Origin of the sequence: Nonomuraea sp. NPDC050783 (assembly GCF_040802095.1) — a bacterium.
Classification (GTDB): domain Bacteria; phylum Actinomycetota; class Actinomycetes; order Streptosporangiales; family Streptosporangiaceae; genus Nonomuraea.
Window position 1 is genome coordinate 209783 of record NZ_JBFAHK010000007.1, and the last position, 25365, is coordinate 235147.

Annotated in this window: 21 protein-coding genes and 1 pseudogene; 8 read left to right on the top strand and 14 right to left on the bottom strand. The window is 74.1% G+C overall.

Annotated elements, in window-relative coordinates:
* Positions 1 to 165: 165 nt before the first annotated feature.
* The gene (locus AB0H75_RS21215) at positions 166 to 714 is read right to left on the bottom strand and encodes a VOC family protein (protein WP_367798574.1); all 549 of its coding nucleotides are present in this window, start codon (positions 712 to 714) and stop codon (positions 166 to 168) included.
* Between the two features lie 78 nt (positions 715 to 792).
* On the opposite strand from AB0H75_RS21215, the gene AB0H75_RS21220 reads away from it, so the two are divergent.
* Complete coding sequence (locus AB0H75_RS21220) at positions 793 to 1683, top strand: SDR family oxidoreductase (RefSeq protein ID WP_367798576.1); 891 nt, start codon at positions 793 to 795, stop codon at positions 1681 to 1683.
* Between the two features lie 88 nt (positions 1684 to 1771).
* On the opposite strand, the gene AB0H75_RS21225 is transcribed toward AB0H75_RS21220, so the two are convergent.
* From AB0H75_RS21225 to AB0H75_RS21255, 7 genes and pseudogenes are all read right to left on the bottom strand, one after another.
* Complete coding sequence (locus tag AB0H75_RS21225) at positions 1772 to 2716, bottom strand: helix-turn-helix transcriptional regulator (protein WP_367798578.1); 945 nt, start codon at positions 2714 to 2716, stop codon at positions 1772 to 1774.
* Positions 2698 to 4302, bottom strand: coding sequence for a CocE/NonD family hydrolase (locus tag AB0H75_RS21230; RefSeq protein WP_367798580.1), 1605 nt, complete (start codon positions 4300 to 4302; stop codon positions 2698 to 2700). Before AB0H75_RS21230 ends, AB0H75_RS21225 begins: the two co-directional genes overlap by 19 nt.
* 82 nt (positions 4303 to 4384) lie before the next feature.
* Positions 4385 to 7897: a S8 family serine peptidase gene (locus AB0H75_RS21235; protein WP_367798582.1), complete on the bottom strand. Its 3513-nt coding sequence runs from the start codon at positions 7895 to 7897 to the stop codon at positions 4385 to 4387.
* A gap of 138 nt (positions 7898 to 8035) precedes the next feature.
* Entirely contained in the window at positions 8036 to 9487 is a 1452-nt protein-coding gene (locus AB0H75_RS21240; RefSeq protein WP_367798584.1) for a glycosyltransferase family 39 protein, read from the bottom strand.
* Positions 9488 to 9521: 34 nt separating this feature from the next.
* Positions 9522 to 10139, bottom strand: a complete 618-nt coding sequence (locus AB0H75_RS21245; protein ID WP_367798586.1) for a TetR/AcrR family transcriptional regulator — start codon at positions 10137 to 10139, stop codon at positions 9522 to 9524.
* On the bottom strand, positions 10136 to 10975 hold the full coding sequence (locus tag AB0H75_RS21250; RefSeq protein ID WP_367798588.1) for an oxidoreductase: 840 nt from the start codon (positions 10973 to 10975) through the stop codon (positions 10136 to 10138). Before AB0H75_RS21250 ends, AB0H75_RS21245 begins: the two co-directional genes overlap by 4 nt.
* Positions 10971 to 11171: pseudogene (locus AB0H75_RS21255) on the bottom strand (hypothetical protein); the annotation flags it as partial. The gene AB0H75_RS21250 and the pseudogene AB0H75_RS21255, both read right to left, overlap by 5 nt.
* A 269-nt stretch (positions 11172 to 11440) precedes the next feature.
* On the opposite strand from AB0H75_RS21255, the gene AB0H75_RS21260 reads away from it, so the two are divergent.
* The 3 genes from AB0H75_RS21260 to thyX all read left to right on the top strand — a co-directional run bounded on the left by AB0H75_RS21260 (position 11441) and on the right by thyX (position 15758).
* Positions 11441 to 13567 (top strand): anthranilate synthase component I, encoded by a 2127-nt coding sequence (locus AB0H75_RS21260; RefSeq protein WP_367798590.1) that lies wholly within the window; start codon positions 11441 to 11443, stop codon positions 13565 to 13567.
* A gap of 59 nt (positions 13568 to 13626) precedes the next feature.
* Positions 13627 to 14886, top strand: coding sequence for an amidohydrolase family protein (locus AB0H75_RS21265; protein ID WP_367798592.1), 1260 nt, complete (start codon positions 13627 to 13629; stop codon positions 14884 to 14886).
* Positions 14887 to 14975: 89 nt separating this feature from the next.
* The gene (gene thyX, locus AB0H75_RS21270; protein WP_367798594.1) at positions 14976 to 15758 is read left to right on the top strand and encodes an FAD-dependent thymidylate synthase; all 783 of its coding nucleotides are present in this window, start codon (positions 14976 to 14978) and stop codon (positions 15756 to 15758) included.
* A 30-nt stretch (positions 15759 to 15788) separates the two neighbouring features.
* Here thyX and AB0H75_RS21275 read toward each other — a convergent pair whose 3' ends face one another.
* From AB0H75_RS21275 to AB0H75_RS21285, 3 genes are read right to left on the bottom strand one after another with little or no spacing between them, the layout of a single operon-like run.
* Positions 15789 to 16097: a hypothetical protein gene (locus AB0H75_RS21275; protein ID WP_367798596.1), complete on the bottom strand. Its 309-nt coding sequence runs from the start codon at positions 16095 to 16097 to the stop codon at positions 15789 to 15791.
* A gap of 2 nt (positions 16098 to 16099) precedes the next feature.
* Positions 16100 to 17179, bottom strand: coding sequence for a WD40/YVTN/BNR-like repeat-containing protein (locus tag AB0H75_RS21280; RefSeq protein ID WP_367798598.1), 1080 nt, complete (start codon positions 17177 to 17179; stop codon positions 16100 to 16102).
* Entirely contained in the window at positions 17176 to 17373 is a 198-nt protein-coding gene (locus AB0H75_RS21285; protein WP_367798600.1) for a hypothetical protein, read from the bottom strand. Before AB0H75_RS21285 ends, AB0H75_RS21280 begins: the two co-directional genes overlap by 4 nt.
* Positions 17374 to 17507: 134 nt before the next feature.
* Here AB0H75_RS21285 and AB0H75_RS21290 point away from each other — a divergent pair, with 134 nt between their 5' ends.
* Entirely contained in the window at positions 17508 to 18302 is a 795-nt protein-coding gene (locus tag AB0H75_RS21290) for a helix-turn-helix domain-containing protein (protein WP_367798602.1), read from the top strand.
* 146 nt (positions 18303 to 18448) lie between these two features.
* Here the strand turns inward: AB0H75_RS21290 and AB0H75_RS21295 are convergent, their stop codons facing one another.
* Both AB0H75_RS21295 and AB0H75_RS21300 read right to left on the bottom strand, forming a co-directional pair.
* Positions 18449 to 20263, bottom strand: coding sequence for a sialidase family protein (locus AB0H75_RS21295; protein WP_367798604.1), 1815 nt, complete (start codon positions 20261 to 20263; stop codon positions 18449 to 18451).
* Positions 20264 to 20351: 88 nt separating this feature from the next.
* Complete coding sequence (locus tag AB0H75_RS21300; protein WP_367798606.1) at positions 20352 to 21470, bottom strand: globin domain-containing protein; 1119 nt, start codon at positions 21468 to 21470, stop codon at positions 20352 to 20354.
* A 382-nt stretch (positions 21471 to 21852) separates the two neighbouring features.
* On the opposite strand from AB0H75_RS21300, the gene AB0H75_RS21305 reads away from it, so the two are divergent.
* The 3 genes from AB0H75_RS21305 to AB0H75_RS21315 are packed head-to-tail and all read left to right on the top strand — an operon-like array spanning position 21853 to position 24301.
* Positions 21853 to 22536 (top strand): gamma-glutamyl-gamma-aminobutyrate hydrolase family protein, encoded by a 684-nt coding sequence (locus tag AB0H75_RS21305; protein WP_367798608.1) that lies wholly within the window; start codon positions 21853 to 21855, stop codon positions 22534 to 22536.
* Between the two features lie 9 nt (positions 22537 to 22545).
* Positions 22546 to 23463 (top strand): alpha/beta hydrolase, encoded by a 918-nt coding sequence (locus AB0H75_RS21310; protein WP_367798610.1) that lies wholly within the window; start codon positions 22546 to 22548, stop codon positions 23461 to 23463.
* A gap of 40 nt (positions 23464 to 23503) precedes the next feature.
* The gene (locus tag AB0H75_RS21315; protein WP_367798612.1) at positions 23504 to 24301 is read left to right on the top strand and encodes an enoyl-CoA hydratase/isomerase family protein; all 798 of its coding nucleotides are present in this window, start codon (positions 23504 to 23506) and stop codon (positions 24299 to 24301) included.
* Positions 24302 to 24736: 435 nt separating this feature from the next.
* On the opposite strand, the gene AB0H75_RS21320 is transcribed toward AB0H75_RS21315, so the two are convergent.
* The gene (locus tag AB0H75_RS21320; RefSeq protein WP_367798614.1) at positions 24737 to 25327 is read right to left on the bottom strand and encodes a class I SAM-dependent methyltransferase; all 591 of its coding nucleotides are present in this window, start codon (positions 25325 to 25327) and stop codon (positions 24737 to 24739) included.
* Positions 25328 to 25365 lie beyond the last annotated feature (38 nt).

Consider the following 25365-nt stretch of genomic DNA (forward strand, 5'->3'; position numbering starts at 1 on the left):
AATGTCGGGACGTGGTCTCACGCTATGAGACAAACGGCATGACACAGCAGGTCCCGGCCTCGCACTCTACTGACGGGACGGCCACCCGCCGGACGGCGATCGGTGAGCGGTCGGTCGGCCGCGCCGAACGGTCAGGTAACCGGCGAGGGCGCGAGGGCGCGCGCGTCAGACGGTCCTGTCGGCGGCCGTCCGCGGCTCGTGGCGCACGTCGCCGGGCCCGCCGATCGCCCGGGTCCAGGCCGCGAACTCGACGAGGACGCCGTCGGGGTCCCTGAAGTAGATCGAGCGGACGAACACGCCGTCGTGCATCCGGGGCGCCACGCCGAACTCGCTGTCGTCGTGGTTGAGCAGCACGCCCACGTCCACGCCCTTGGCGACGAGCCGGTCGCGGTACTCCTCGATACGCTCCGGCGGCACGTCGAAGGCGATGTGGTTCATCGAGCCGACGGCCGAGACCAGCTCGCCCCGGTCGGGCAGGTCGCGCGGCGCGGACACGCCGGGCACGCCGTCCGGCGCGTCGGGGAACCAGAAGAAGGCCAGCGCGTTGCCGCCGCCGCAGTCGAAGAAGAAGTGCTGCCCCCAGCCCATCGGCAGCTCGATGGTCTTGATCAGCGGCATGCCCAGCACGCCGGAGTAGAAGTCGACCGTCCGCTTCATGTCCGAGCAGACGAGCGCGATGTGGTTGACCCCGCGAAGCTCGAATTCGCTGTTCATGGTAACTCCGTGCTTATCACAGGGTCGCGCGATAAAACATGACACGAGGTGTCCTCTTTGGGCGGCACGCTCGCGGTCATGATTGCTTTGGTAGCGGGAGCCACCCGCGGGACAGGACGGGGCATCGCGGTCGCCCTGGGCGAGATCGGCGCGACCGTCTACTGCACGGGCCGCAGTACACGCGAGCGGCCCTCGGAGATCGGCCGCCCGGAGACCATCGAGGAGACCGCCGAGCGGGTGAGCGCCGCCGGCGGCACCGGCATCCCGGTCCAGGTGGACCACCTGGACCCGGAGCAGGTGGCGGCGCTGGCCGAGCGCGTGGAGCGCAAGCAGGGACGGCTCGACGTGCTGGTCAACGACGTGTGGGGCAGCGACCACCTGTGGGAGTGGGACACCCCGGTCTGGAAGCACGACATGGACAAGGGGCTGCGGCTGCTGCGGCTGGCGGTGGAGACCCACATCGTCACCAGCCGCTTCCTGCTGCCGCTGCTCATCCGCGGCGGCGACGGGCTGGTCGTCGAGGTCACCGACGGCACCTGGGAGTTCAACCAGACCCGCTACCGCGAGAACGTCTACTACGACCTGGCCAAGATGTCGGTGAACCGGCTGGCCTTCGCCTGGTCGAACGAGCTGCGCCCGCACGGCGGGACGGCGGTGGCCATCACGCCCGGCTTCCTGCGCTCGGAGGCCATGCTCGACGGCTTCGGCGTCACCGAGGAGAACTGGCGGGAGGCCAAGGCCGACCCCACCTGGCTGGTCTCCGAGACGCCGCTCTACGCCGGCCGCGCCGTCGCCGCCCTGGCCGCCGACCCCGACCGGCGCCGCTGGTCCGGGCGGTCGCTGACCAGCGGCGAGCTGGCCGAGGCGTACGGCTTCACCGACGCGGACGGCAGCCGCCCCCAGGTGTGGCGCTTCATCACCGAGGTACGCGAGCCGGGCGGTGACGCCGACCCGGCCGCCTACCGCTGACGGCCGCCTACCGCTGACGCCGCCGCCTGCCTTTGACGGCCGCCCACGCTGACGCCGCCGCCCGCCTTTGGACGGCCGCCGGCCCCGCCTACCCCTGGTAGAGCGCGGCCGTGCGGGCGGCGGCCTCGGCGACCATCGCGCGCAGCTCCGGCGGCTCCAGCACCTCCGCCTCCGGCCCGAACCCCAGCACCTGCGCGAAGGCCACCTCGATCGACTCCACCGCCAGCCGCACGGTCCCGTCGGGCCGCAACGAGGCCAGCGCGTCCGGCAGCGCCGCCGGGTCGGCGACGCGGCGCAACATCCGCCGCCCGCGCTCGCTGAGCCGCAGCGTGATCTCCTCGCGCAGCAGCGAGCGGGTGAACTCGGCCGACTGCCCGGCCCAGAAGCCCGCCAGGTCGAAGCCGGGGTCCCGGTCGAAGGTCTCGGGCAGCACGCCCACCTCGCCGAACCGGTCCACCCGGAAGATCAGGAACCGGGTGCCGAGCCGCGCGACCAGGTACCAGGCCCCCGCCTTGAGCACCAGCCCGTACGGCTCCAGCGTCCGCGGCCGGTCCTTGTAGAGCGCCCGCACCCGCCGGTCGTTCCACACCGCCCTGGCCAGCGAGGTGAGGGCGGCCGGCGGCGGCTGGTCGGCGGCGAACCAGCCGGGCGCGTCCAGGTGGAAGCGCTGCGCCGCGGTCGCCGGGGCGTCGCGCAGGCCGGGGGAGAGCGCGGCGGCCGCCTTCAGCCGGGCGGTGGCCGCCACGTCCTGCAGCCCCATCTCGCGCAGCGCGGCCGGCACGCCGGACAGGAACAGCGCCTCGGCCTCGGCGCGGTCCAGCCCGGTCAGCCGGGTGCGATAGCCCTCCAGCAGCCGGTAGCCGCCGCCCCGGCCGCGGTCGGCGTAGACCGGCACGCCGGCCGCGGCCAGCGCGAGCACGTCGCGGTGCACCGTGCGCTCGGAGACCTCCAGCTCCTTGGCCAGCTCGGCCGCCGTCATCCCGCCCCGGCCCTGCAGCAGCAGGACCAGCGACATCAGCCGCGCGGCGCGCACAGCGGCAGCACCACGGCGGACGGCAGCCCGGGGGAGTGGAAGACCTCGACGTCGGAGGCCACCAGGGGCCCGCCGCCGGCGAGGGGACGGCCGGTGCCCGGGTTGCGGGCGATCGTCGGGTAGGCCCCGGCGGCCACGTGGACCCGGATGCGGTGGCCGCGCCGGAACCGGTGCGCGATCGGCCACAGCTCCACCTCGGCCCGCCGCACGCCCTCGGGCCCGGAGGCGGCCGGGCGGCCCGCGCTCTCCGGGCCGAGGCGGCGCACGCCCTCGCACACGTTGAAGGAACGCCCGTCCGGCCACACGTCGCACACCCGCACCACGACGTCAATGTACGGGGTGCTGGGACGCACGAACACCTCCGCGCGCACCGGGCCGATCATCTCCACGTCCGCCGCCAGCGCGGGCGAGCTGTAGACCAGCACGTCGCGGCGCTGCTCCAGCCTGCGCTGGTCGCGCGGCCGGGAGTCGCCCAGCAGCACCGGCCCGCCGATGACCGGCGTCGGCCGGGCCGGGTCGTAGCGGAAGCGGTCGGGCGCGGACTCGCGGGGGCCGTCCACGCCGAGCCCGAAGCCGTGCTGCAGGTGCCAGCGCTGCTCGCGCGTGCCCGGCGGCGGCCAGTCGGGGTAGTCGCGCCACTCCCCGGCGCCGGTCACGTGCAGGCGCACCGGGTCAGGGCGCAGCCCCGACGGGTCGCCCATCAGGTGCGCGCGGAACCACGCCGACGCCTCGGCCATGGTGGGGCGGGCGTGCCTGGCGTCGATGTGGTACCAGGGGCCGATCGTCAGGTGCGGGCGGCGGCCCGCCCGGCGCAGCGCCGCGTAGTCCTTGAGCTGCCAGGGCAGGAACACGTCGTACCAGCCGCCCAGCATGGTGACGGCCGCGTCCACCTCGCCCACCTTCGGCGAGAAGTCCCGCTTGTCCCAGTAAGGGACGGCCGGGTCGGCGTGATGCGTCACCAGGTCCCGGAAGAACGGCAGCGGCCGGCCCGCCGACACCAGGTCCAGCTCGGCCACCGGCCGCCCGGACAGCACCGCCCGGCGGGTCAGGCGCGGCGCGGTCAGCACCGCGGCCCCGCCGAAGCGGCGCGACATGCCGTCGGTGAGCGTGGTCCAGCTCAGCGCCGACTCCAGCGCGAACGCGCCGCCCACGTAGGCGGCGTCGCGGAACTGGGAGGCGGTGATCTGGGTGGCCATCGCCTTCAGCTCCGGGCCGGCGTAGGGGGCGACGGCCCACTGCGTGTATCCCAGGTAGGAGGGGCCGAACATGGCGAACGAGCCGCCGTACCAGGGCTGCGCGCGCAGCCAGGCGACGGTGGCCAGGCCGTCCTCGTGCTCGTCGCCGAGCGGGTCCAGGGTGCCGCCGGAGCCGAAGCCGCCCCGGCAGCTCTGGATGACGACGTGGAAACCCTGCCGGGCGAAGCCGCGGCCGTACAGCAGCCCGAACAGGCCGCGCCGCCCGTAGGGGGAGCGGATGAGGACCGCGGGCGCCCGCCGCGCCCCCGCCGGGGCGTAGTGGTCGGCCAGCAGCGTCACGCCGTCGGGCATCGGCACCCGCAGGTCGCGCTGGAGACGGACGCGTGTCATGTACCAACCAGTAACATACGTCGGCCCGCCCGCGGTAGCCCCGGCCCCGCCCCCTCGGGGAGGCGGGGCCGGGACGGGCCGGCTACGGCGCCGTGCGGTCGGGCCGCTCGGAGACGCGGATCGCGTTCACGATCGGCGCGCCCTGCCGGGTGGCGAAGCGCACGTTGAGCTGGCCGTCGCTCACCCGCACCGTGTACTGCCTGGACACCGCCGTGTAGGTGCCCGCCTCCAGCGCCAGGTCCAGCGCCGGGATCGCGAGCTGCCCCTCGGCCAGCACGTCGAAGACGCGCTTGCCGATCTGCGTGCTCTTCACCTCGGCGAAGTCCAGCTCCACCGTGTACGTCCCGGCCGGCACGCCGTCGAAGCGGTACTCCAGCATGCCCTCGCGGGCGGTGCGGAACAGCGCCTGGTCGGTGGTCCCGGCGATGGTCCTGGACGTGCTCTGCGTACGGCTGGAGGTGGCCACGTACCCGTAGGAGCCCTGCGTGTACCTGCGGTCGGCCACCCAGGCGTCACCGGCGGCGTCGGTCACCGCCTTGGAGCCGCCCGCGTCGATCGCCACCTGGAGCTTGGGCACCACGACCGTCACCTTGATCTCGATCGTGGGCTGCCGCCCGCTGGCCGACTTCACCAGGATCCTCCCGGCGCGCAGCGCCCCCGGCGCGACCCCGTCGCTGGAGACCGTCACCGTGAGCGTCACCTGCTGCCCGGTGGCCAGCTCCCCGGCGGCCGGCGTCACCGTCGCCCAGGTCTCGCCGGTCACCGTGTACGGCGTGGGCGAGCCCAGGTTGGTGAGCGTCAGCGTCCGCGTGCGGGTGGCCCCGGCCGGCATGACCACGGTCAGCTCCGCCACCGACGCGCTCACCCGCCCGGTCACCAGCTTCGTGTCGATCCGGGTCACCGAGCCCGGGGCGATCGAGACGGCCCGGGTGAAGGTGCCGTAGTCGGCCTTGGACACCACCACGTCGTAGTCGCCGGCCAGCACCTGCCCGTAGAAGGAGCCGTCCGCGCCGGTGGTGAACGTCGCCACGTCGCCCACCTTCACCGTCGCGCCCGCGATCGGGTCGCCGTCGTTGGCGTCGGTGACCGTGCCGGTGACCAGGCCGTGCCGGCTCGCGGTGAACGTCACGCCCTGCCCGGAGGCCAGCGCTGCCTCCTCGTAGGAGTACAGCAGCGCGTCGGAGCCGTTGGCGTTCTCGATGCCGACCGTGGCGCTGGTGCCCTGGGCGCGCTCGCTGCCGAGGTCCTTGTAGCGGAAGGCGATCGAGCCGTCCTCGCCCAGCAGCGCCGCGAACGAGATGCGCTGGGTGTCGTCGGTGTAGAAGGTGACATCGCGCCACTCCACCACGAACGCCCGGTGCGGCGCGGTGCCGGTCACCGCCGTGTAGACCCCGGCCCGCGCGTCCACGATCAGGTCGTCCCAGTACGGGTAGACCGCGTTGTTCGGGGTGCCGGAGGTGGGCAGGCGGCCGTTGCCGGCGGTCACGATCCGGTCGGGGGCGAAGGTGAGGAAGCCGTTCGTGGCGATCCACGCCCGGCTCTGGCCCGCGCCGTAGAACGGCACCGGGAACGGCAGCGTCACCTGCACGGCCTCGTCGTCGCCGGTCAGCGCGAGCTTCTCGGTCCCGGCCTGGTACGGCTGCGCCCCGGCCCGGCAGGTGTAGCCGAACCCGTCGCCGCGCAGCGGCAGCTCGATGTCCTTGGTCACGTCCCCGGAGACGGTGACCGCCGCGCTCGCGGAGGTGGAGCAGCGGGAGGCCGGGGTGACGGTCAGCTCGTAGTCGCCCTCGGGCAGCGTCAGGCTGTAGCGGCCGGCCGCGTCGGTGACGGCGCTGACCGGCGTGCCGGCGGCGGCGACGGTCGCGCCCGCCTCGGGCGTGCCGGCCGTGCTGACCGTGCCGGAGACCGTGCCCGCGGCCTGCCGGGTCAGCGGCACGTCCGCGGTGGCGGCCTGCCCGGCGGTGATCGTCACCTGGGCGGTCGCGGTGTCGTAGCCGAACCTGGAGGCGGTGATCTCGTACTCGCCGGCCAGCAGGCGCGGGATCGTGTACGTGCCGTCCGCGCCGGTGGTCACCGTCCGCCGCAGCGGGCCCGCCACGGTCACCGTGGCCCCGGCCACCGGCGTGCCGCCGGAGGTGACGGTGCCGCTCAGGTCGCCGGTCCCGCCCGCGGGCGCGGCGCGCACGGCCGCGTAGGCGTCGAGGCGGCCCTCGCCCCACACGTTGTTGTCGGCCGCGGTGCCGCCGCAGCTCGTGTCGTTCACGTCGATGGCGGTGGAGTCCAGCAGCGGCCGGGTGTCGGCCACGTGGTTCTGCAGCGCGGGCGCCGCCGACCAGATCAGCGCCACCGTGGCCGCCACGTGCGGCGAGGCCATCGAGGTGCCGGTGTAGGTGTCGTAGGTGCCGCCCGGCGTGGAGGAGCGCACGTTGACGGCGGGGGCGGCGATGTTCGGCTTGATCTCGCCGTTCTCGCCCTCGCCCTTGCTGGAGCGGGCGTACAGGGCGTTGTTGACGTCGAAGCCGCCCGCGCTGTAGCTGGCGACGTACTGGCCGGGCGAGCCGGAGGTGTCGCAGGCCGGGCCCTCGTTGCCGTTGGCGAAGGCCGGGAAGATGCCGGCCGCCACCCACGCGTCCACGGTCTCCTTGTACCAGGGGTCGTACCCGTCGCCGCCCCAGGAGTTGTTGACGATGTCCGGGGCCAGGTCCGGGCGCGGGTTGCGGCCCGACAGGTCCGTCGGCTGCAGGATCCACTGCCCGGCCTTCAGCAGGGAGGCGTCGGTGCAGGTGTTGGACTCGCAGCCCTTGACGGCGATCCAGCGGGCGCCGGGGGCGACGCCGATGCCGTTCGCGCCGACCATGGTGCCCATCACGTGGGTGCCGTGGCCGTTGTTGTCGCACGGCGCCTGCGCCGGGCAGACCTGGGCCGGGTCGTACCAGTTGTAGTCGTGGCTGAGCGTGCCGTCGGCGCTCCTGCCCCGGTAGCTCGCGGCCAGCTCGGGATGGTCGAACTGGACGCCGGAGTCGATGGTGGCGACCACGATGCCCTCGCCCCGGTCGCCCGTCTCGCTCCACACGCGCGGCGCGCCGATCCGGTCGATGTTCCACTCGACCGCGTTGACCCGCGCCTCGGCCCGGCCCTCGACCGGCTTGGGCAGGCTGAGGGTGCGGACCGGGAGGATGCGCTCGACCTCGGGCAGCTTGGCGATCTCGGCGGCCAGCTTCTCGTCGGCGGTCACCCGTACGGCGTTGACGATCCAGAAGGAGGTGTAGTCGGCCGCGCGGGCGTCCAGCAGCTTGCGCAGCCCCTGCTGGGCGGCGTCGGCGCGGGCGGTCTTGGCCTCGACGACCAGCTCGGTCCTGGCCTGCTTGGTGGGGGCGCGGCGGGCGGCGCTCAGGTCGGCCGCGCCCTTCATCCGGACCCAGAAGGTGGCCTTGCCGTCCTGGTCCAGCTCGGCCTGGACGGAGGTGTCGATCTTCCCGGGATCGGGTGCGGCCTGGGCCACGGCCTGCGGGGACAACGCCACGGCCTGCGAGGATAACAGCGCGGCGACGACGGCCCCGATGAGGACCGCCCGCCGGCGGAGGGTGTTGGGCACGCGCTCTCCTTACGGCATCGGGCAGGGGGTGATCTTTCCGCCCTCTGTCGAGAAGAGTGAGGCGCGCTTGTCGGGAAAGCAAGCGTTGTCGTCAACCGTAACGTGACGGAGTGAAATGTAATCTGGTCAGCTGAAATATCAGCTGAAATGCCGCCAGCGTGGCCAGGTGGCCGACCAGGGCGTGCGCAGGTCCCGGCACAACCACACCCCGAGGCCCCGCTCCTCGTTGTTCACCCCCGCCCGGTTGCCGATCGTGGCCCGCTGCTCGCACCGCCCGAACTGGGCCCGGGCGCGCGGCCCCTGGTTGATCAGGATCGCCGTGGTGCCGGTATCGGGGGGCGGGCCGTACAGCCAGAGCTGGTTGTGGCCCGAGTACACGCGCGGCACCCCGGCCCTGACCAGGGCGCCGTGCTCGCCGTAGCTGCCGGTGAACACCACCGCCGTGGCCTGCTCGGCGGGCGGCAGCGAGCGCCTGACGCCCTCGACCGCCGCCACGAACTCCGGCCAGCCGACCGACTCGCGCGCCACCTCGTTGAGGTCCGGCACCGGCGTCGCGGCCAGGCTCGTCACCGGCACCAGCGGCAGCGCCAGCACCACCGAGACCAGCGCGCTCAGCGCCAGCCCGCCGGCCGCCAGCCGGATCCGCCTGGCCGCGGTCGCGACGGGGGCGGTCACCGCGACGCAGCCGGCCGCGAACAGCAGCAGGATCAGCCCGCCGGTGTAGTCGAAACGCCCGCCGCTGGCCAGCGTCAGCGCCGCCGCCACCGGATAGGCCACCGCCAGCGCCCGCACCCGCCGGTCGCGCCACAGCCGGACGAACCCGAACACCGCGATCACCGACACCGCCGGCCCGAACAGCGTGAGCTGCATCGGCACGAACATCATCCGCAGCTCCGCGCCCTTGTCCGCGCTGAGCGCCGCCGCCATCTTGAGCTGCGGCCAGTCGTTGGTCACCTGGTAGACCAGGTTGGGCAGGGCCAGCGCGAGCGCCAGCAGCGCCCCCGCCCACGGCCACGGCGTACGCAGCACCCGCCGCGGCCCGGCCGTCACCAGCCCGGCCGCCAGGCCCAGCACCAGCAGCGCGATGAGGTGCTTGTTGTAGGTGGCCAGCCCGATCACCGCCCCGGCCGCCAGCCACCAGCGCGGTTCCTGCTCGCGCAGCAACGCCTTCAGCAGGAACAACACGGCCGCCGCCCACAGCGGCAGGTCGAAGCTGAGCGTCAGCAGCGTGTGCCCGGCGATCAGCGTGTACGCCCCCGTCGCCGTGCCCGCCGCCGCCAGCGTCTGGGCCAGCCGGCCGCCGTCCAGCTCGCGGGCGATCAGCGCCACCAGCACGACCAGCACCGCCACCGCCAGAGCCGGGAACACCCGGATGCCGGTCACCGTGTCGCCGAACAGCCGGATGCTCGCCCCGGCCAGCAACGGGGTCAGCGGCGGCTGGTCGACGTATCCCCAGTCGGGGTGCGCCGCCAGCACCCGGAAGTACAGCTCGTCACGGTGGTAGCCGTACCAGGGGCTCAGGGCCAGCAGCGCCCCGGCCAGCAGGACCGCGATCACCGTGACCGACCGCCACGCCAAGGGCCGCTCCATGAACGCCCAAGCTAGATCCTCTGACCCACCTTTGTCACGGCGGCCGTCGCGGCGGAGGGGTTCCGGCCGGGTCATAACCCGCCAGCCGAAGCACCCCCATGAAGTACGCCTCGATCCTCGCGGCGCTCTCGTCGTCGGGATGCAGGCCCACGTGGTTGAGCACCGCGGCCGTCAGCATCTCCTGCAGCACGTCGAGGTCGGTGCCCGGCGGCAGCAGGCCGCTCGCGCGGGCGCGGGCCAGCGTCTCGCGCACCGCCGCCCGGCGGCGGCCGCCGTTGACCACGCGGTAGGTCTCGCCCAGCTCCGGGTAGTCGTCGCGGGCGGCGTACAGGCGGCGCAGCAGCCGCCGGTGGCGCGGCACCTCCAGGTAGGCCGCCCAGTCGCCGACCATGTGCTCCAGGTCGCGCCAGCCGGTGAAGGCCGGGTCGCCGTCGTGGTTGGCCCACTCCAGCGCCCGCACCAGCAGCTCGGTCTTGCCGGCGTAGCGGCGGTAGACCGTCGCCCGGGTCACCCCCGCCCGCCGCGCGACCTGCTCGATGCTGGTCTGCTCGGCGCCCACCTCGACCAGCAGGTCGATCGCGGCGGTCAGGATGGCGAGGTCGGCCTCCTGACTGCGCGGCCGGCCCGCCGGCCGCGGCGCTCTGGTCGTCATGCCTGCGGGGTCACCATCCTGTCGAAGAGCCGGTCAGGCAGGAGTCTATTGAGCCCGAGCAGCAGCCTGGCCAGGTGCCCGACCGGGTAGCGCGGCCGCGGGCGGCGGGCGGCGACGATCCGCGCCACCGCCCGGCCCACCACGGCCGGGTCCGAGCCGATCGGCCGCGCCCCGAACGCGCGCTCGGCCCGGGCCGCCATCGTCTCCGCCGCCGCCGCGTACGGCCCGCGCCCCGAGTACTCCAGGAGCTGGCGCGGCGTGTCGTCCTCGAAGCCCGTCCTGATGACGCCCGGCTGCACCACGACCACCCGCACCCCGAAGCGCCCGACCTCCTGCCGCAGCGTGTCGGAGTACGCCTCCAGCGCGTGCTTGGAGGCGTAGTACCAGGCGCCCAGCGGCAGCGCCAGCTCCCCGCCGATCGAGGAGACGTTGACGATCGTGCCCGAGCCGCGCTCGCGCATGCCCGGCAGCACGAGCTGCACCAGCCGCGCCGGGCCGAACACGTTGACCTCGAACACCTCCCTGGCCCGTGCCGGCGGCACCTCCTCGGCCGAGCCGTGCACGACCGTGCCCGCGTTGTTGACCAGCACGTCGATCCGGCCCTCGGCGGCGAGCACGGCGCCGGTGACCCGGGTCAGGTCGGCCTCGCTGCCGACGTCCATGGCCAGCGCGTGGCCGCCGGCCGCGCGGATCGCGCCCATCCGCTCGGGGCGGCGGGCCAGGCCGTAGACGGTGTGGCCGGCGCGCAGCAGCTCCAGCGCGATGGCGTGGCCGATGCCCGCCGACGCGCCGGTGACCAGGCAGACCTTCCTGCCGGTGGCGGGCTCAGCGCTCATCGGCGCGCTCCTCGACCCGCTCGGTCAGCAGCCGCATCCGCCGCGCCGTGAACTCGCCGGTCAGCAGGTGGCGGCAGCGGGTGTGCCCGGGCGGGCCGGCCAGGCGGGACAGGGGGCCGCGCTCGCGCAGCTCCCGGGGCGGGTCGAAGGGGGTGGGCCGCTCGACGGGCAGGGGCGCCGCCGTGGTCTCGGTCATCGTGACGTCTCCTCAGGGGATCGCTCGGAACCCTTCCGAATACCAATACAGTACAGCTCTGTATTGGAATATGCGCACGGCGGGTCGCGTTGCGCGATCTTGGATGGCCGGTTACCCTGGCGTCATGCGAAACAGCGCTCAGCTCCAGTGGTGGCGCCGCTCCTAGGCGGCGCGAGTTTCGCATTCCTCAACGGACGGCCGCCCCGGATGGCGGCCTTTCTCGTGTCCGCCCCCGGGGCTCGATCATGTGACGTGGTAAGGGGCAGCAAGTGGAGACGAGCGGATATACCACCGCCGGGGGGATCGGCGTCGAGCGCGAGGCGCGGCAGGCCGACGAGGCGGCGCTCGAAGAGATCGTGACCGCCCTGGGAGAGCGCCGCGGCGGCGCCTTCTCCTCGGGCATGGACTATCCGGGCCGCTACAGCCGATGGGCCTTCGGCTACGTCGACCCGTGCCTGGAGCTGGTCGCCAAGGGGCGCACCATCGCCGCCGTCGCGCTCAACGAGCGCGGCAGGGTCGTGCTGCCCGCCGTCGCCTCGTGCCTGCTGGCCGCGGGCAAGCCGGTCAGCGAGCCGACCCGCGACCGCGTCGAGGTGCACGTCCCCGAGTCCGAGGACCTGCTGCCGGAGGAGCTGCGCAGCCGCCGGCCCACCGTGTTCACCGCCATCCGCGAGGTCATCGCCGCCTTCCGCGGCGACGACCCCCACCTGGGCCTGTACGGCGCCTTCGGCTACGACCTGGCCTTCCAGTTCGAGCCCATCAGGCAGGAGCTCGTCCGCCCCGGCGACCAGCGCGACCTCGTCCTGCACCTGCCGGACCGGCTCGTCGTCGTCGACCGCCAGCGCGAGACCTGCGTCGAGTACCGCTACGAGTTCACCGTCGACGGCGTCACCACCCGCGGCCTGGAGCGCACCGGCTCGGCCACGCCCCTGAGCGAGCCCGGCGAGCTGCCGCCCGACCCGGAGAAGGGCGCGTACGCCAAGGTCGTGGCCGCCGCCAAGGAGAGGTTCAAGCGCGGCGACCTGTTCGAGGTGGTGCCCGGCCAGGTCTTCCACGCCGCCTGCACCGACCCGGCCGCCTTCTACCGGAGCCTGCGCCACAGCAACCCCGCCCCGTACGAGTTCATCATCAGCCTCGGCGAGGGCGAGCACCTGGTCGGCGCCTCGCCCGAGATGTACGTCCGGGTCAGCGGCGACCGCGTCGAGACCTGCCCCATCTCCGGCACCATCGCCCGCGGCAGCAACCCGGTCGAGGACGCCGAGGCCATCCGCACCCTCCTGTCCAGCGTCAAGGAGGAGTCGGAGCTGACCATGTGCACCGACGTCGACCGCAACGACAAGTCGCGCATCTGCGTCCCCGGCACGGTCAAGGTCATCGGCCGCCGCCAGATCGAGCTCTACTCCCGGCTGATCCACACCGTCGACCACATCGAGGGCCGCCTGCGCCCCGAGTTCGACGCGCTCGACGCCTTCCTCACCCACATGTGGGCCGTCACCGTCACCGGCGCGCCCAAGACCTGGGCCATGCAGTTCATCGAGGACCACGAGGCCACCACCCGCCGCTGGTACGGCGGCGCCATCGGCTTCGTCGGCTTCGACGGCTCCATGAACACCGGCCTCACCCTGCGCACCGCCCAGGTCAAGCACGGCGTGGCCACCGTCCGCGCCGGCGCCACGCTGCTGTTCGACAGCGACCCCGAGGCCGAGGAGCGCGAGACCGAGCTGAAGGCCAGCGCCCTGCTCGGCGCCCTGGCCGCGGTCAACCAGCCCGAGGCCGTGCCGCGGGCCGTGCCCAGGGAGCAGCCGGGCCAGGGCATGAAGGTGCTGCTCGTCGATCACGAGGACTCCTTCGTCAACACCCTGGCCGACTACTTCCGGCAGGAGGGCGCCGACGTCGTGACCCTGCGCCACGGCTTCCCCGCCCACATGATCGACGACATCGCGCCCGACCTCGTCGTGCTCTCGCCCGGCCCCGGCTGGCCCACCGACTTCGGCATGTCCGCCCTGCTCGACCAGATCTACGCCCGCGACCTGCCGGTCTTCGGCGTCTGCCTCGGCCTGCAGGCGATGGTCGAGCACGCCGGCGGCACCCTGGAGCTGCTCGGCTACCCCGAGCACGGCAAGCGCGGCCAGGTCGGCAGGCTCGGCGACAGCGCGCTGCTCGACGGCCTGCCCGAGCGGTTCACCGCCGCCCGCTACCACTCGCTGCACGCCAAGCAGCCGGGGGTGGTCGGCTTCACCGCCACCGCGCTCACGCCCGACGGCAACGTCATGGCCATCGAGGACACCGAGCGGCGCCGCTTCGCCGTCCAGTTCCACCCCGAGTCGATCCTCACCCAGGAGGGCGGCGCGGGCGCCCGGATCATCGCGAACGTGCTGCGCCTGTGCCGTAGGTAGTTCCTCACGTTCGCAAAACCCGGGGCGGGAGCGTGCGGGGCTCCCCTAGAGTCTCCCGCATGCTCCCCGTCGATCTGCCCGGCACGGTGCGTGACGCGCTGCTGGCCCCGCTCGTGGACCACCACTGCCACGGGGTGCGCCGGGACGACCTCACCCGGGCCCGGTTCGAGCTGCTGCTGAGTGAGGGCGGGGCGCCGGCGCCGCCCGGCACCACGCACTTCGACACCCCGTACGGGCTGGCGCTGCGGCGCTGGTGCGCGCCCCTGCTCGACCTGGAGCCGCACGCCCCGCCCGCCGTCTACCTGGCCCGCCGGGCCGACCTCGGGGCCGTGGAGGTCAACCGGCGGCTGCTGGCCGCGTCCGGGGTGGTGGCCTTCCTCGTCGACACCGGGCCCGAGGACCTCGACCTGCTGTCGGCCGCCGAGATGGGCCGCCACGGCGGCGCGGCGGCCGACGAGCTGGTCCGCGTCGAGCAGATCGAGCAGGACGTCGCCGAGACCGCCGCGCTCGCCGTCGACTACCTCGACACCCTCGCCGAGGAGCTGTCCGCCCGCGCCGCGCGCGCCGTCGGGCTGAAGACCGTCCTGGCCACCCGGTGCGGCCTCGACCTCGACCCGGCCCGGCCGACCCGTGGCGCGGTGATCGCCGCCGCCAACCGCCGCCTGGCGGCGCCCAAGGACCCGCTGACCGACCCGGTGCTGCTGCGCCACCTGCTGTGGAGCGCCGTGGACGTGGCCAGGGAACGCGGCCTGCCCCTCCAGTTCCACACCGGCCTGCCCACCTCCGCCGCCCCCGTCCCGCGTCCCGACCCCGCCCGCCCGCCCGCCGCCGGCGGGCCAGGAGAGGGCGGGCTGAGCCCGTCCGAGCTGCTTCTCAGCGGCCGCGGCGCCCCGCACGAGCCACCCGACCTGCACCGCACCGACCCGGCCCGGCTCAGCGGCCTCATCGCCGCCCTGCAACCGCTGGGCCTGCCGGTGATCCTGCTCGGCTGCTACCCGTTCCACCGCCAGGCCGCCTACCTGGCCGCCCTCCACCCGCACGTGTACGTGGACGTCGGCCTCGCGCTGCCGCACACCGCCGCCGCGGCGGCCCGCGTCATGGAGGAGCTGCTGGAGCTGGCCCCCTTCCACAAGCAGCTCTTCAGCTCCGGCTCCCGCGGCCTGGCCGAGAGCTGCCTGCTCGGCGCCCTGTACTACCGCCGCGCCCTGGGCACGGCCCTGGCCGCCCGCGTCCGGGACGGCGAGTGGAGCGCCGCCGACGCCGCCCGCGTCGCCCACATGATCGGCTCCGGCAACGCCCGCCGCGTCTACCGCCTCTGACCCGCCCCGATTTCCAACCGGCCGCTCCACCTGGTTGGATGCATGACTGCTGGCACCACCAACCCGAGCGAAGCGGGGGCTTCAGAAAAATGCGCAGTGTCGAACCCGAGGTCTTCATCGTCGCCCGTCCGGCGCTCGACTACGACGAGCTGGGCCGCTACCTCGCCGAGGTCGGCGGCGAGAGCTGGCTGGAGCGGCTCGACCGCGGCGACCTCGACGCCCAGAACCTCGCCGAGTTCGCCGGCCGGCTCTGCTACCGCTCCTTCGAGCCCGGCCTCAACCCCAACGTCGTGCGCATCCGGGAGAACCAGGACGACTACCTGCGCAACATCCTGGCCAGCGCGCACGGCTCGGTGCTGGAGCACGTCAGCTTCAGCTTCGTGCTGCACAACGTGAGCCGCGTGCTCACCCACGAGCTGGTCCGGCACCGCCCCGGGGTGGCGATCTCCCAGGAGTCGCTGCGCTTCGTCCGCCTCGACGAGCTGCCGTTCTGGTTCCCCGAGTGGGCGCGGGCCGACGAGGAGCTGATGAAGCGGGCCACGGCCGTGCTGGAGCAGCTGGAGCAGTTCCAGCTCTGGATGGCCGGCCACTTCGGGCTCGACGAGGAGGGCGTGCCGTTCTCGGAGAAGAAGCACCGCACCTCCTTCATGCGCAGGTTCGCCCCCGAGGGCCTGGCCACCGGGCTGGTGTGGACGGCGAACGTACGCACCCTGCGGCACACCATCGAGGCCCGCACCGCCGCCGGCGCGGAGGAGGAGATCCGCCTGCTGTTCCAGCGCATCGGCGAGCTCATGCGCCAGGAGGCGCCCGCCCTCTTCGGCGACTACGTCGTCGAGGACGGGGCCTGGATCCCCGGCTGGCGCAAGGTCTGACCCCGCCCCCGCGGGCTCGGGTGCCTTCGCCTACGCCAGGGCGGGCATCACGTAGACCTCGGCGCCCGGCGGCAGGGCGCAGTCGAGCCCGCCCAGCCCGCGGGCGTTCTCCCCGCAGACGAACATGCTGATGTGCCGGCGGATGCGGCCGTAGTCGTCACGCAGCCGCTCCTCCAGCAGCGGATGCGTACGGCGCAGCATGTCGAGGGCCGAGCCCAGGGTGGGCGGCGAGTCGCGGTCGGCGCCCACGGCGAAGACCTTGACCTCGGCCCGCCCGCTCACCCACCGCCGCAGCGTGGCGGGCAGCACGAAGACGACCATCGTCACGGATCCGGACACGGTCACACCACCGCCGCCCGCACGGTGAGGACGTCGGGCAGGTGGCGGGCCACCAGCTCCCAGCTCTCGCCGTCGTCGCGCGAGCAGTAGACCTCCCCGTCGCGGGTGCCGAAGAACAGGCCCGCCTCCGACATGCTCATCGCGTCGCGCAGCACGGTGGCGTGCACCGGCCCCTCCGGCAGGCCGCGGTCGAACGGCTGCCAGGTGGCGCCCGCGTCGTCGCTGCGGTAGACGCGGTAGCGGTGGCCGACCGGTGTGCGGTCCAGGTCGGCGTGGAGCGGCAGCACGTAGACCGTGCCCGGCCGGGTGGGGTGGGCCGCGATCGGGAAGCCGAAGTCGGACGGGAGCGGCGAGCCGATGTCGTGCCAGGTGCCGCCGAAGTCGTCGCTGCGGTAGACGCCGAAGTGGTGCTGGAGGTAGAGCCGGCCAGGGTCGGCCGGGTCGGGCGCGACCTTGTGCACGCACTGCCCGAACTCCGGGAACTGCCGCCCCTCGGGCAGGAACGGGGCCCGGATGTCGCGGTTGGCCGCCTCCCAGGACGAGCCGCCGTCGGCGGTGCGGTAGAATCCGCCCGTGGAGATCGCCACGCCCATGACGCGGGGGTCGGCGGGATGGCAGACGACGGTGTGCAGGCACAGCCCGCCGCCGCCCGGCACCCAGCTCGCCCGGTGCGGATGCTCCCACAGCCCCTCGACCAGCCGGTAGGTCACCCCGCCGTCCTCCGAGCGGAACAACGCGCCCGGCTCGACCCCCGCCCACACCACGCCGGGCTCGGAGGGGGAGGGCGCGAGCTGCCACACCCGGGCCAGCGTGGCCCCGGTGCCGGCGGGGAAGGCGATGGGCGGCCGCTCGGCCTCGCCCCACGTGCGGCCCAGGTCGTCGCTGTACATGACGGAGGGGCCGAAGTGGCCGTACTCGATGCCGGCCAGCAGCCGGGGGGTGGCGGCGCGCGTGTCGACGGCCACCGCGGAGACCCCGACCGTGGAGAAGCGGATCGGCTCGACCTCGAACGGCCCGCCGCCGCGCGAGCGGGCGAGGAACAGCCCCTTGCGGGTACCGATCGCGAGCATTGCGTCTGTCATCGATTCTCCTTCATCGTGAAAATCCTGCCGTCGAGAAGACGCTGATCGGGGACGAGGACGAAGATCATGGCGCGGTGAGAGGAACGGGCGCGCGCCGCCCGGCCGTCGGCCCGGTGATCGGCCCGGTGATCGGCCGGGTGATCGGCCGGGTGATCGGCTTGGTTGTTCGCTCGGTTGTTCGCTTGGCGACCCATCGTGCCACGTGGCGCCGACAAGTTCCGGGGACTGGGCCATTCGCCCCGGCACGTCCTGGAGCCCCGGGTGGCCGGGTTCCGCATTACCTGGCGGGTAATCGTGACGATTCCCCCGGACCGGTAGGTTGCCGGACATGGGAGCGGTTGCCATACGAGAAGAGACCTTTGGAGAGCTGCTGCGATCGTGGCGGCAGCGGCGGCGGGTGAGCCAGCTCGACCTGGGCATCGAGGCCGAGGTGTCGGCCCGCCACATCAGCTTTCTGGAGACCGGGCGGGCCCGGCCGAGCCGCGAGATGGTGATGAAGCTGGCCGAGGAGCTGGAGGTGCCGTTGAGGCAGCGCAACAGGCTGCTGGTGGCGGCCGGGTTCGCGCCGGTCTACCCCGAGCGCGAGGTGCGCGCGCCCGAGATGGAGGTCGTGCGCAAGGCGCTGGACCGGATCCTGGCCGGGCACGAGCCGTACCCGGCGGTGGTGGTGGACGCGGCGTGGAACCTGGTCGCGGCCAACCAGGCGGCCGGGATGTTCATGGAAGGGGTGCCGGCGGAGCTGCTGAAGGAGCCGGTCAACGTGATGCGGCTGTCGCTGCACCCGCAGGCGATGGGCGGGCGGCTGCTCAACCTGCCGGAGGTGCGGGCCCATCTGCTGCACCAGCTCCGCAGGCAGGTCGAGTCCTCGGCGGACGGGCGGCTGGCCGAGCTGTACGAGGAGCTGGCCTCCTACACCTATCCGGGGGTGGACCTGAACGTGGCGCACGTGCCGGGGCCGGCCGACATCCTGGTGCCGCTGCGGATCGCGGCCGGTGACCGGGTGCTGTCGATGTTCACGACGATCGCGACGTTCGGCACCCCGCTGGACGTGACCGTCGCGGAGCTGGCCATCGAGACGTTCTGGCCGAGCGACGAGGAGACCGCCGCGTCCTTCCGCACCTGACCCGCGCCTGACCCGGCCCGGACAGCCCGCCGGGCGGCCCGGCAGGCGGCTCGGCGGAGGGCTCGGCGGGTGGCTCGGCGGGCGGCCCGGCAGGCGGCTCGGAGGAGGGCTCGGCGGGTGGCTCGGCGGAGGGCTCGGCAGGCGGCTCAGCGGGCGGTGAGCGGGAGGCCGGAGAACGGCTCGCCGGCCGCGATGGGGATCTCCACCGACAGCGGGGCCGGGCCGCCGCCGGTGACCGGCAGGCCGCCCGCGACCGTGTACGCGCGCACGCCGGACACCCCGCCCGAGGGCGCGCCGCCCGCGACGAAGACGGGCAGGGCGTTGCCGCCGGGGACGATCGAGGTGGAGAGGTAGTCCCCGGCCATGCGGCCCTGCGCGGAGCCGGCCAGCCAGGCCGGGTCCATCGGCCCGTGCAGCTCCACCGGCGGCGACCAGGTGCGGCCGCCGTTGACGGAGGAGGTGTAGGCGACGGTCAGGCGGCAGGCGGAGGCGGCGCAGGCGGCGTCGGGATAGCGGTAGTAGGCCAGGGCCAGCCGGGCCGTGCCGCCGGAGCTGGACCGGTCGACGCCGAGCCCCGGGATGAAGTGGTCACCGGCGCCGGACGTCACGCGCAGGACGGGGCCCCACCGGCCGCCGTCCCGGGAGGCGGCCAGCACGATGTCGTTGCCGGCGCAGGCGAGCTGGAAGCGGCAGTCGTGCCAGGCGACGTACACGGTGCCCGTGGCGTCGGCCTCGGCCGACGGCAGCGGCAGGGCGCGCATGCCGCCCCCGACCGTGTGCCGCTGCACCCCGGAGACCAGCGTGTCGCCGCCCCAGGTGGCGCCGCCGTCGCGGGAGCGGAAGGCGCGGATCGAGCCGTCGCCGCCCAGGTAGGGGACGACCACGGACCCGTCGGGGCGGACCACCGGTTGCGCGCCGGTCCCGGCGGCCGGCGTACCGGTCGCCGCCCAGGTCAGCCCGCCGTCGGCGGAGCGGGCCATGAGGATCGTGTCACCCGCCGCGTGGTCGCCGAAGGCCACGTGGCAGCGGCCGTGGTGAGGGCTGGCGGGCGTGTTGTCGCAGGCGATCCAGGGCTTGTCCAGATCACGGTCACCACCCGGGCCGCCGGCGGTGGGACGGGTGGCGTCGGAGCTGCGGCCGTCAGAGCCGCCGGCGCCGGGACGGGTGGCGTCGGGGCCACCGGCAGCGGAATCGCCGGCGTCGGAATCGCCGGCGTCGGAATCGCCGGCGTCGGAATCGCCGGTGTCCGAATCGCCGGTGTCGGAATCGTCGGCGTCGGGGCGGGTGGCGTCCCGGTCGGGGGTGCCGGCGGCGGCGAGCCGAAGCGGGAGGCCCCAGGTGCGGCCGCCGTCGGTGGAACGGCTGACGAGCACCGCCGTCCCGGTGACGCCACGGATGCCGGGTTCGGGGTCGGTGAGCGCCAGAGAGGTGATCAGCCAGACGCCGTGGCGGGCGTCGTACGCCACCGACGGGTCGCTGACCCGCTGGTACGGCCCGCCCCCGGCCCGGGTGATCCCCGGCAGCGCGACGCTCTCCCAGGTGACGCCGCCGTCACCGGAGACGCTGACGGCCAGACCGGCGGACCCGCCGTCGAAGAAGCGGCCGGCCTGCCGCACGGCCACGACGGTGGCACCCCACTGGTAGGTGTCGGCACCGGCCTGGGCTCCAGCGACCTGGTAGGGGTCACGGCCGAGGTCGACCAGCGGAACGCCCGCCACGGCCACCGGGGCGCCCGCCGTAGCCACCGGAACATCCGCCGCCACCAGCGAGACAGCCCCCGCGACCGGCGGGACAGCCCCCGCGACCGGCGGGACAGTCCCCGCGACCGGCGGGACGCCCGCCACGGCCACCGGGGCGTCCGCCGAGGCGGGCGGCGGGGGCGGCAGGAGGAGTGACGCGCCGGTGAGGGCCGTCGCGGCCACGAGCGCGGCGGCTTTCCGGCGACCGGCGGGACCTGGCACGGGCGGCCTCCATGAGGGGTCTCACCCTCCACATGGCACCCGCCGGCCGCCCCTGTCAACCATCTGATCGCGCCGGTGCGGTGGTGGGTCAGGGCTCGCCGTGGGCGATGTCGCGGCGGATGCGGGCCAGGGGGACGCCGTCGGCCTGGAGGCGGCGTACGGTCTCGTTGACCATGCCGGGCGGGCCGCACACGTACACGTCGTGCTCGACCCAGGAGTGGAGGCGTCGCGCGACCTCGGGCAGTTCGCCGCTCATCCCGTCCCAGGACGGCTCGCCGGAGACCACGGGCAGCACCCGCAGCCACGGGAACGCGGCCGCCATCCGCAGCAGGTCGGGCAGGTCGTACAGCTCGGCGGCGGTGCGGGCCCCGTGCAGCAGGTGGATGTCGGGCCGCCGCCCGGAGGCGATGACGTGCTCGACGACCGCCTTCAGCGGCGCCAGGCCGGTGCCGCCCGCCACGCACAGGATGTCGCGCGTGCTGCGCTCGCACGGCGTCATGCCGCCCATGGCCGGCCCCAGCATGACCGTGTCGCCGACGCCGGTGTGCCGGGTCAGCGCCGTGGACACCCAGCCGCCGGGCACCGAGCGGACGTGCAGCCGGATCGTGTTGTCCGGGCGCGGCGCGTTGGCGATGGAGAACGTGCGCCAGACCCGCGGCCAGCGGGCGGTCTGCACGGTCACGTACTGCCCGGGCCGGTACGGCAGCCGCTGCGCCGGCCGCAGCGTGATGACCGCGATGTCGCGGTGGCGCAGCTCGTGGCCGACGACCTCGGCCGGCCACCAGGCGGGGGAGACCCCGGCGTCGGCCTCGGCCGCCTCGATCATGTGGTTGGCCGCGGCCGTGTAGGCCGACACCCAGGCCGCCTCGATCTCGTGGTCCCAGATGTCGGCGGCGAAGCGGCGGATCGTGGCCAGCAGGGCGTTGCCGACGGCGGTGTAGTGCTCGGCGAGCACCCCGTACTTGCGATGGTCCCGGCCGAGCTGCCCCAGGTAGGCGGACAGGCCGCCGGGGCTGTCGAGGCTCCAGACGATCCGGGTCAGCGCACCGAAGAGCCGGTCGCGCTGGACGTTCATGGCGGGCGGGAACATCGCGCGCAGATGCGGGTTCTCGGCGAACAGCCGGCCGTAGAAATAGGCGGTGGCCCGGTCTGCGTGCGGCTCGACAACGGAGAAACTCTCCTTGACCAGGCGCGGATTCAACGACATATGACGCAACCCCACTTTGCCGACCGGAAACGCGTTCCGGTCTCGTCGTTCCACCTCCCTGACGGCTCCGGGTCGTGAGCGGCGCGGCAGGCCCCGGCTTCCACGCGCGCTCGAAAAGGAGTCTTACACCCTGCCTGACATGGCACAACCGTTTCACTGCAATACGTGTGAATTTCTCCGTGCTTTTCGTTCTCTTTTCTCTTTCTCCGGGTGTCGTGAATAAAAGTCCTGTTCGCGTTCGGAACGCCGCCCCGGCCGCCCGCCCCCGGCGCCGGGTGGCGAAGTGGATGAAAGCCGGAAGTCCCGTACGCCATGATGGGCGTCAAGCACGTCGGCGCCGACGGGCGGCCGGCGGCACGACCCCCCACGCCCGGGAGAGCGCATGTCCCGACCGCTGATCGGCATCACCGCCTACTTCGAGGCCGCCCGCTGGGGCGACTGGGTCAGGGAGGCGGTCCTGTCGCCTCCCTCCTACGCCAAGGCGGTGCTACGGGCGGGCGGCGCCCCCGTGGTCCTGCCGCCCGTCAGCGGGCACGCCGTCGAGGACTACGTCCGCGGCCTGGACGGCCTGGTGCTGGCCGGCGGCGTCGAGCTGGGCGCCGGCACCTACAACGGCGAGCAGGACGCCCGCGTCCCCGCCCCGCAGGCGCACCGCGACCGCTTCGAGCTGGCCCTGGCCCGCGCCGCCGTCCGCGCCGACGTGCCGATCCTGGCCGTCGCCCGCGGCATGCACGTGCTCAACGTCGCGCAGGGCGGCACCCTGATCCCGTGGCTGCCCGACGCCCTCGGCAGCGACCGCCACGCCGGGACCGGCCCGCACGTCATCCAGGTCGGCGCCGCCAGCAGGCTCGGCAAGGCCGTCGGCGACCGCGTCGAGGTCGTGGCGCCGCACCACCAGTCCGTCCGCCGCCTGGGTGCCGGGCTGATGGCCGTGGCCTGGGCCGAGGACCAGATCGTCGAGGCCGTCGAGCTGCGGGGCCACCGCTTCGGCGTGGGCGTCCAGTGGCATCCCGAGCGCGGCGAGGACCACCGGCTCTTCGATGCGTTCATGGAGGCGGCCCGCTAGGCTGCGATCATGCCGCTGCACCCACAGGCGCGGACCTTCCTCGCCACCATCGGGTCTGACGAGGGCACCGATTACGACTCGCTCACGCTGGAGGACATCCGGCGCACGCGGGCGCTGCCCGATCAGGTGGCGCTCCACCGCGGCCCGCTGACCACGCTGCCCTTCGTCCGCGACGAGGTGGCCGAGGGCGTGCCGATCCGGATCTACCGCGCCGACCCGGGCGACGCGCTCCTGCCGGTCGTGGTCCACTTCCACGGCGGCGGCTTCGTCCACGGCAGCGTCAAGCGCTTCGACGCCACGGGCCGCTTCCTGGCCGCGCGCACCGGGGCGGTGGTGGTGTCGGCCGGCTACCGGCTCGCCCCCGAGCACCCGTTCCCGGCCGCCGCCGACGACGCCTGGACGGTCGTGCGCGACATCTTCGCCCGGCCCGCCTTCTACCAGAGCAACGGCACCGTGGCCGTCGCCGGTGAGGGCGCGGGCGGCAACCTCGCGGCCGTGGCCGCCTGGCAGGCGCGCGACGCCGGGCTGCGGCTGGCGCACCAGGCCCTGGTCTGCCCCGTGCTGGACGCCGCCATGGAGCTGCCCAGCCACCGCGAGTTCGCCAAGGGCTACGCGCTCCGCTCCGCCGAGCTGGCCTGGCTCCTGCGCTGCTACGCCGCCGGCGCCGATCCCGCCGACCCCCGCCTGTCGCCGCTGCGGCTGCCCGACGTCGCCGGCCTGCCGCCCGCCACCGTGGTGACCGCCGAGTACGACGTGCTGCGCGACGAGGGCGAGGCCTACGCCCGCCGGCTGGCCGCGGCCGGCGTCCCCGCCGAGTTCCGCCGCTGGGACGGCGCCGTGCACGGCTTCTTCGGCCTGCCCGGCCTGTTCGACCAGGCCGCCGAGGCCCGCGACTACCTGGCCACCCGCCTCAAGGAGGCCCTGTGACCCCGCCTCAAGGAGGCCCTGTGACCCCCGAGGGAGCACTGTGAAGCACGACGCCTATGCCGCGTACGAGAAGCTGCGCCTCGACAGCCCGGCCGATGGCGTGCTGCGCGTCACGATCAGCCAGCCCGCCCGGCTCAACGCCGTCGACGCCACCGCCCACCGCGAGCTGGCCGGCATCTGGCGCGACGCCGACCGCGACGACACCGTGCGGGCCGTGCTCGTCAGGGGCGAGGGCGAGGCGTTCTCCGCCGGCGGCGACCTGTCGATGATCGAGGAGATGATGGCCGACCACGCCACCCGGCTGCGCGTGTTCACCGAGGCCCGCGACATCGTCTACAACGTGCTCAACTGCTCCAAGCCGGTCGTCTCCGCCATCCAGGGCCCGGCCGTCGGCGCCGGGCTGGCGGTGGCGCTGCTCGCCGACGTCTCCGTGGCCGGCCGCACCGCCCGCATCATCGACGGCCACACCCGCCTCGGCGTCGCGGCCGGCGACCACGCCGCCATCGTCTGGCCGCTGCTGTGCGGCCTGGCCAAGGCCAAGTACCACCTGCTGCTGTGCGAGCCGGTCAGCGGCGAGGACGCCGAGCGCATGGGGCTGGTCAGCCTCTGCGTGGACGACGACCAGGTCCACGACAAGGCCCTGGAGCTGGCCGTCCGCCTGGCCACCGGCGCGCAGGAGGCCATCCGGCTGACCAAGTACGCGCTCAACAACTGGCTGCGCCTGGCCGGGCCGTCCTTCGACGCCTCGCTGGCCATGGAGTTCCTCGGCTTCACCGGACCCGACATCGCCGAGGGCGTGCGCGCCCTGCGCGAGAAGCGGCCTCCCGCATTCGGCTGAAATCAAGGCGTGTGCTTCCCTCAGCTTCGGGTAGGCGCAGGCCATATGACGGACCGTCCGGTGAGGTCGAGAACGCAGCCCCGGCGGACGGGCCGAGAAGGTGGCGGCTGCCGGTCGCGCGCGAGACAGCGAAGGAGGGGTTCGTGCACGCGCGGGCGGCCACCGGGGGGACCTGACCGGAGCCGCCGAGGCGATGACGCCCCGCGCATCCGTCCACTTGGGGGCCGGGACGGCGCCGCAGACCCTGTTGACGGGCCCGCCCGTCGTGGCCGCGCACGGGCCCGTGCGCGACCGGCGAGGCGACGGGCACGCAGGGCTGCCGGCCTCCGGGCATTGCGCGGGCGAGCACCTGGGGCGTGAGGTGGTTGAGCCAAAGCTTCCTCCGTCACGGGTGCGCCCCCGTACCCCTTGGCGCGTCCCCCGCCGTTCCGTCGATCACGCCCGAGGACGCCGAGCGTGGAAGACGAACGCCGGGGGAGCGTTGCGCCACACCGTCCGGCCGGGGACGACCTCCTCGAACCGCTCGGCCAGCAGCGCGCGGAAGCGCCGGGCCGAGCTGAGCGGGATGGCGTGGATGTAGGAGAACGTGGTGAACGCCGCGCCCTGGCCCATCACCGCAGTCACCGCCCCCAGCAGGTCCCGCTGCAGTTCCGAGGGGAACGCGGCCCAGGGCAGCCCGCTGATCACGACGTCCGCCTGCCGCAGCCCCCGCTCCCGCAACAGCTCGCCCAGCCGGGCCGCGTCCGCGTGCGCCACGTCCACCCGCGGGAAACGCTCGGCCAGCAGCAGCGCCATCGGCGCGTTCAGCTCCACCGCCAGGTGGTGGCCGCGCCCGGCCAGCCGCTGCTGGATCTCCGCCGTGAAGGGCCCCGTGCCCGGCCCCAGCTCGACCACGGTGGGCTCGCCGCGCTCCGGCACCGGCGCGCAGACGGCGGCGGCCAGCCGCCGCGAGCTGGGCGCGACCGCTCCGATCACGGCGGGGGAGCGCAGGAACTGGCCGAGGAAAAGTGCGCTGTCGTTGGACATGCGATGAACGTAGGGCCAAGATCCCTTCTGCCCGCTCC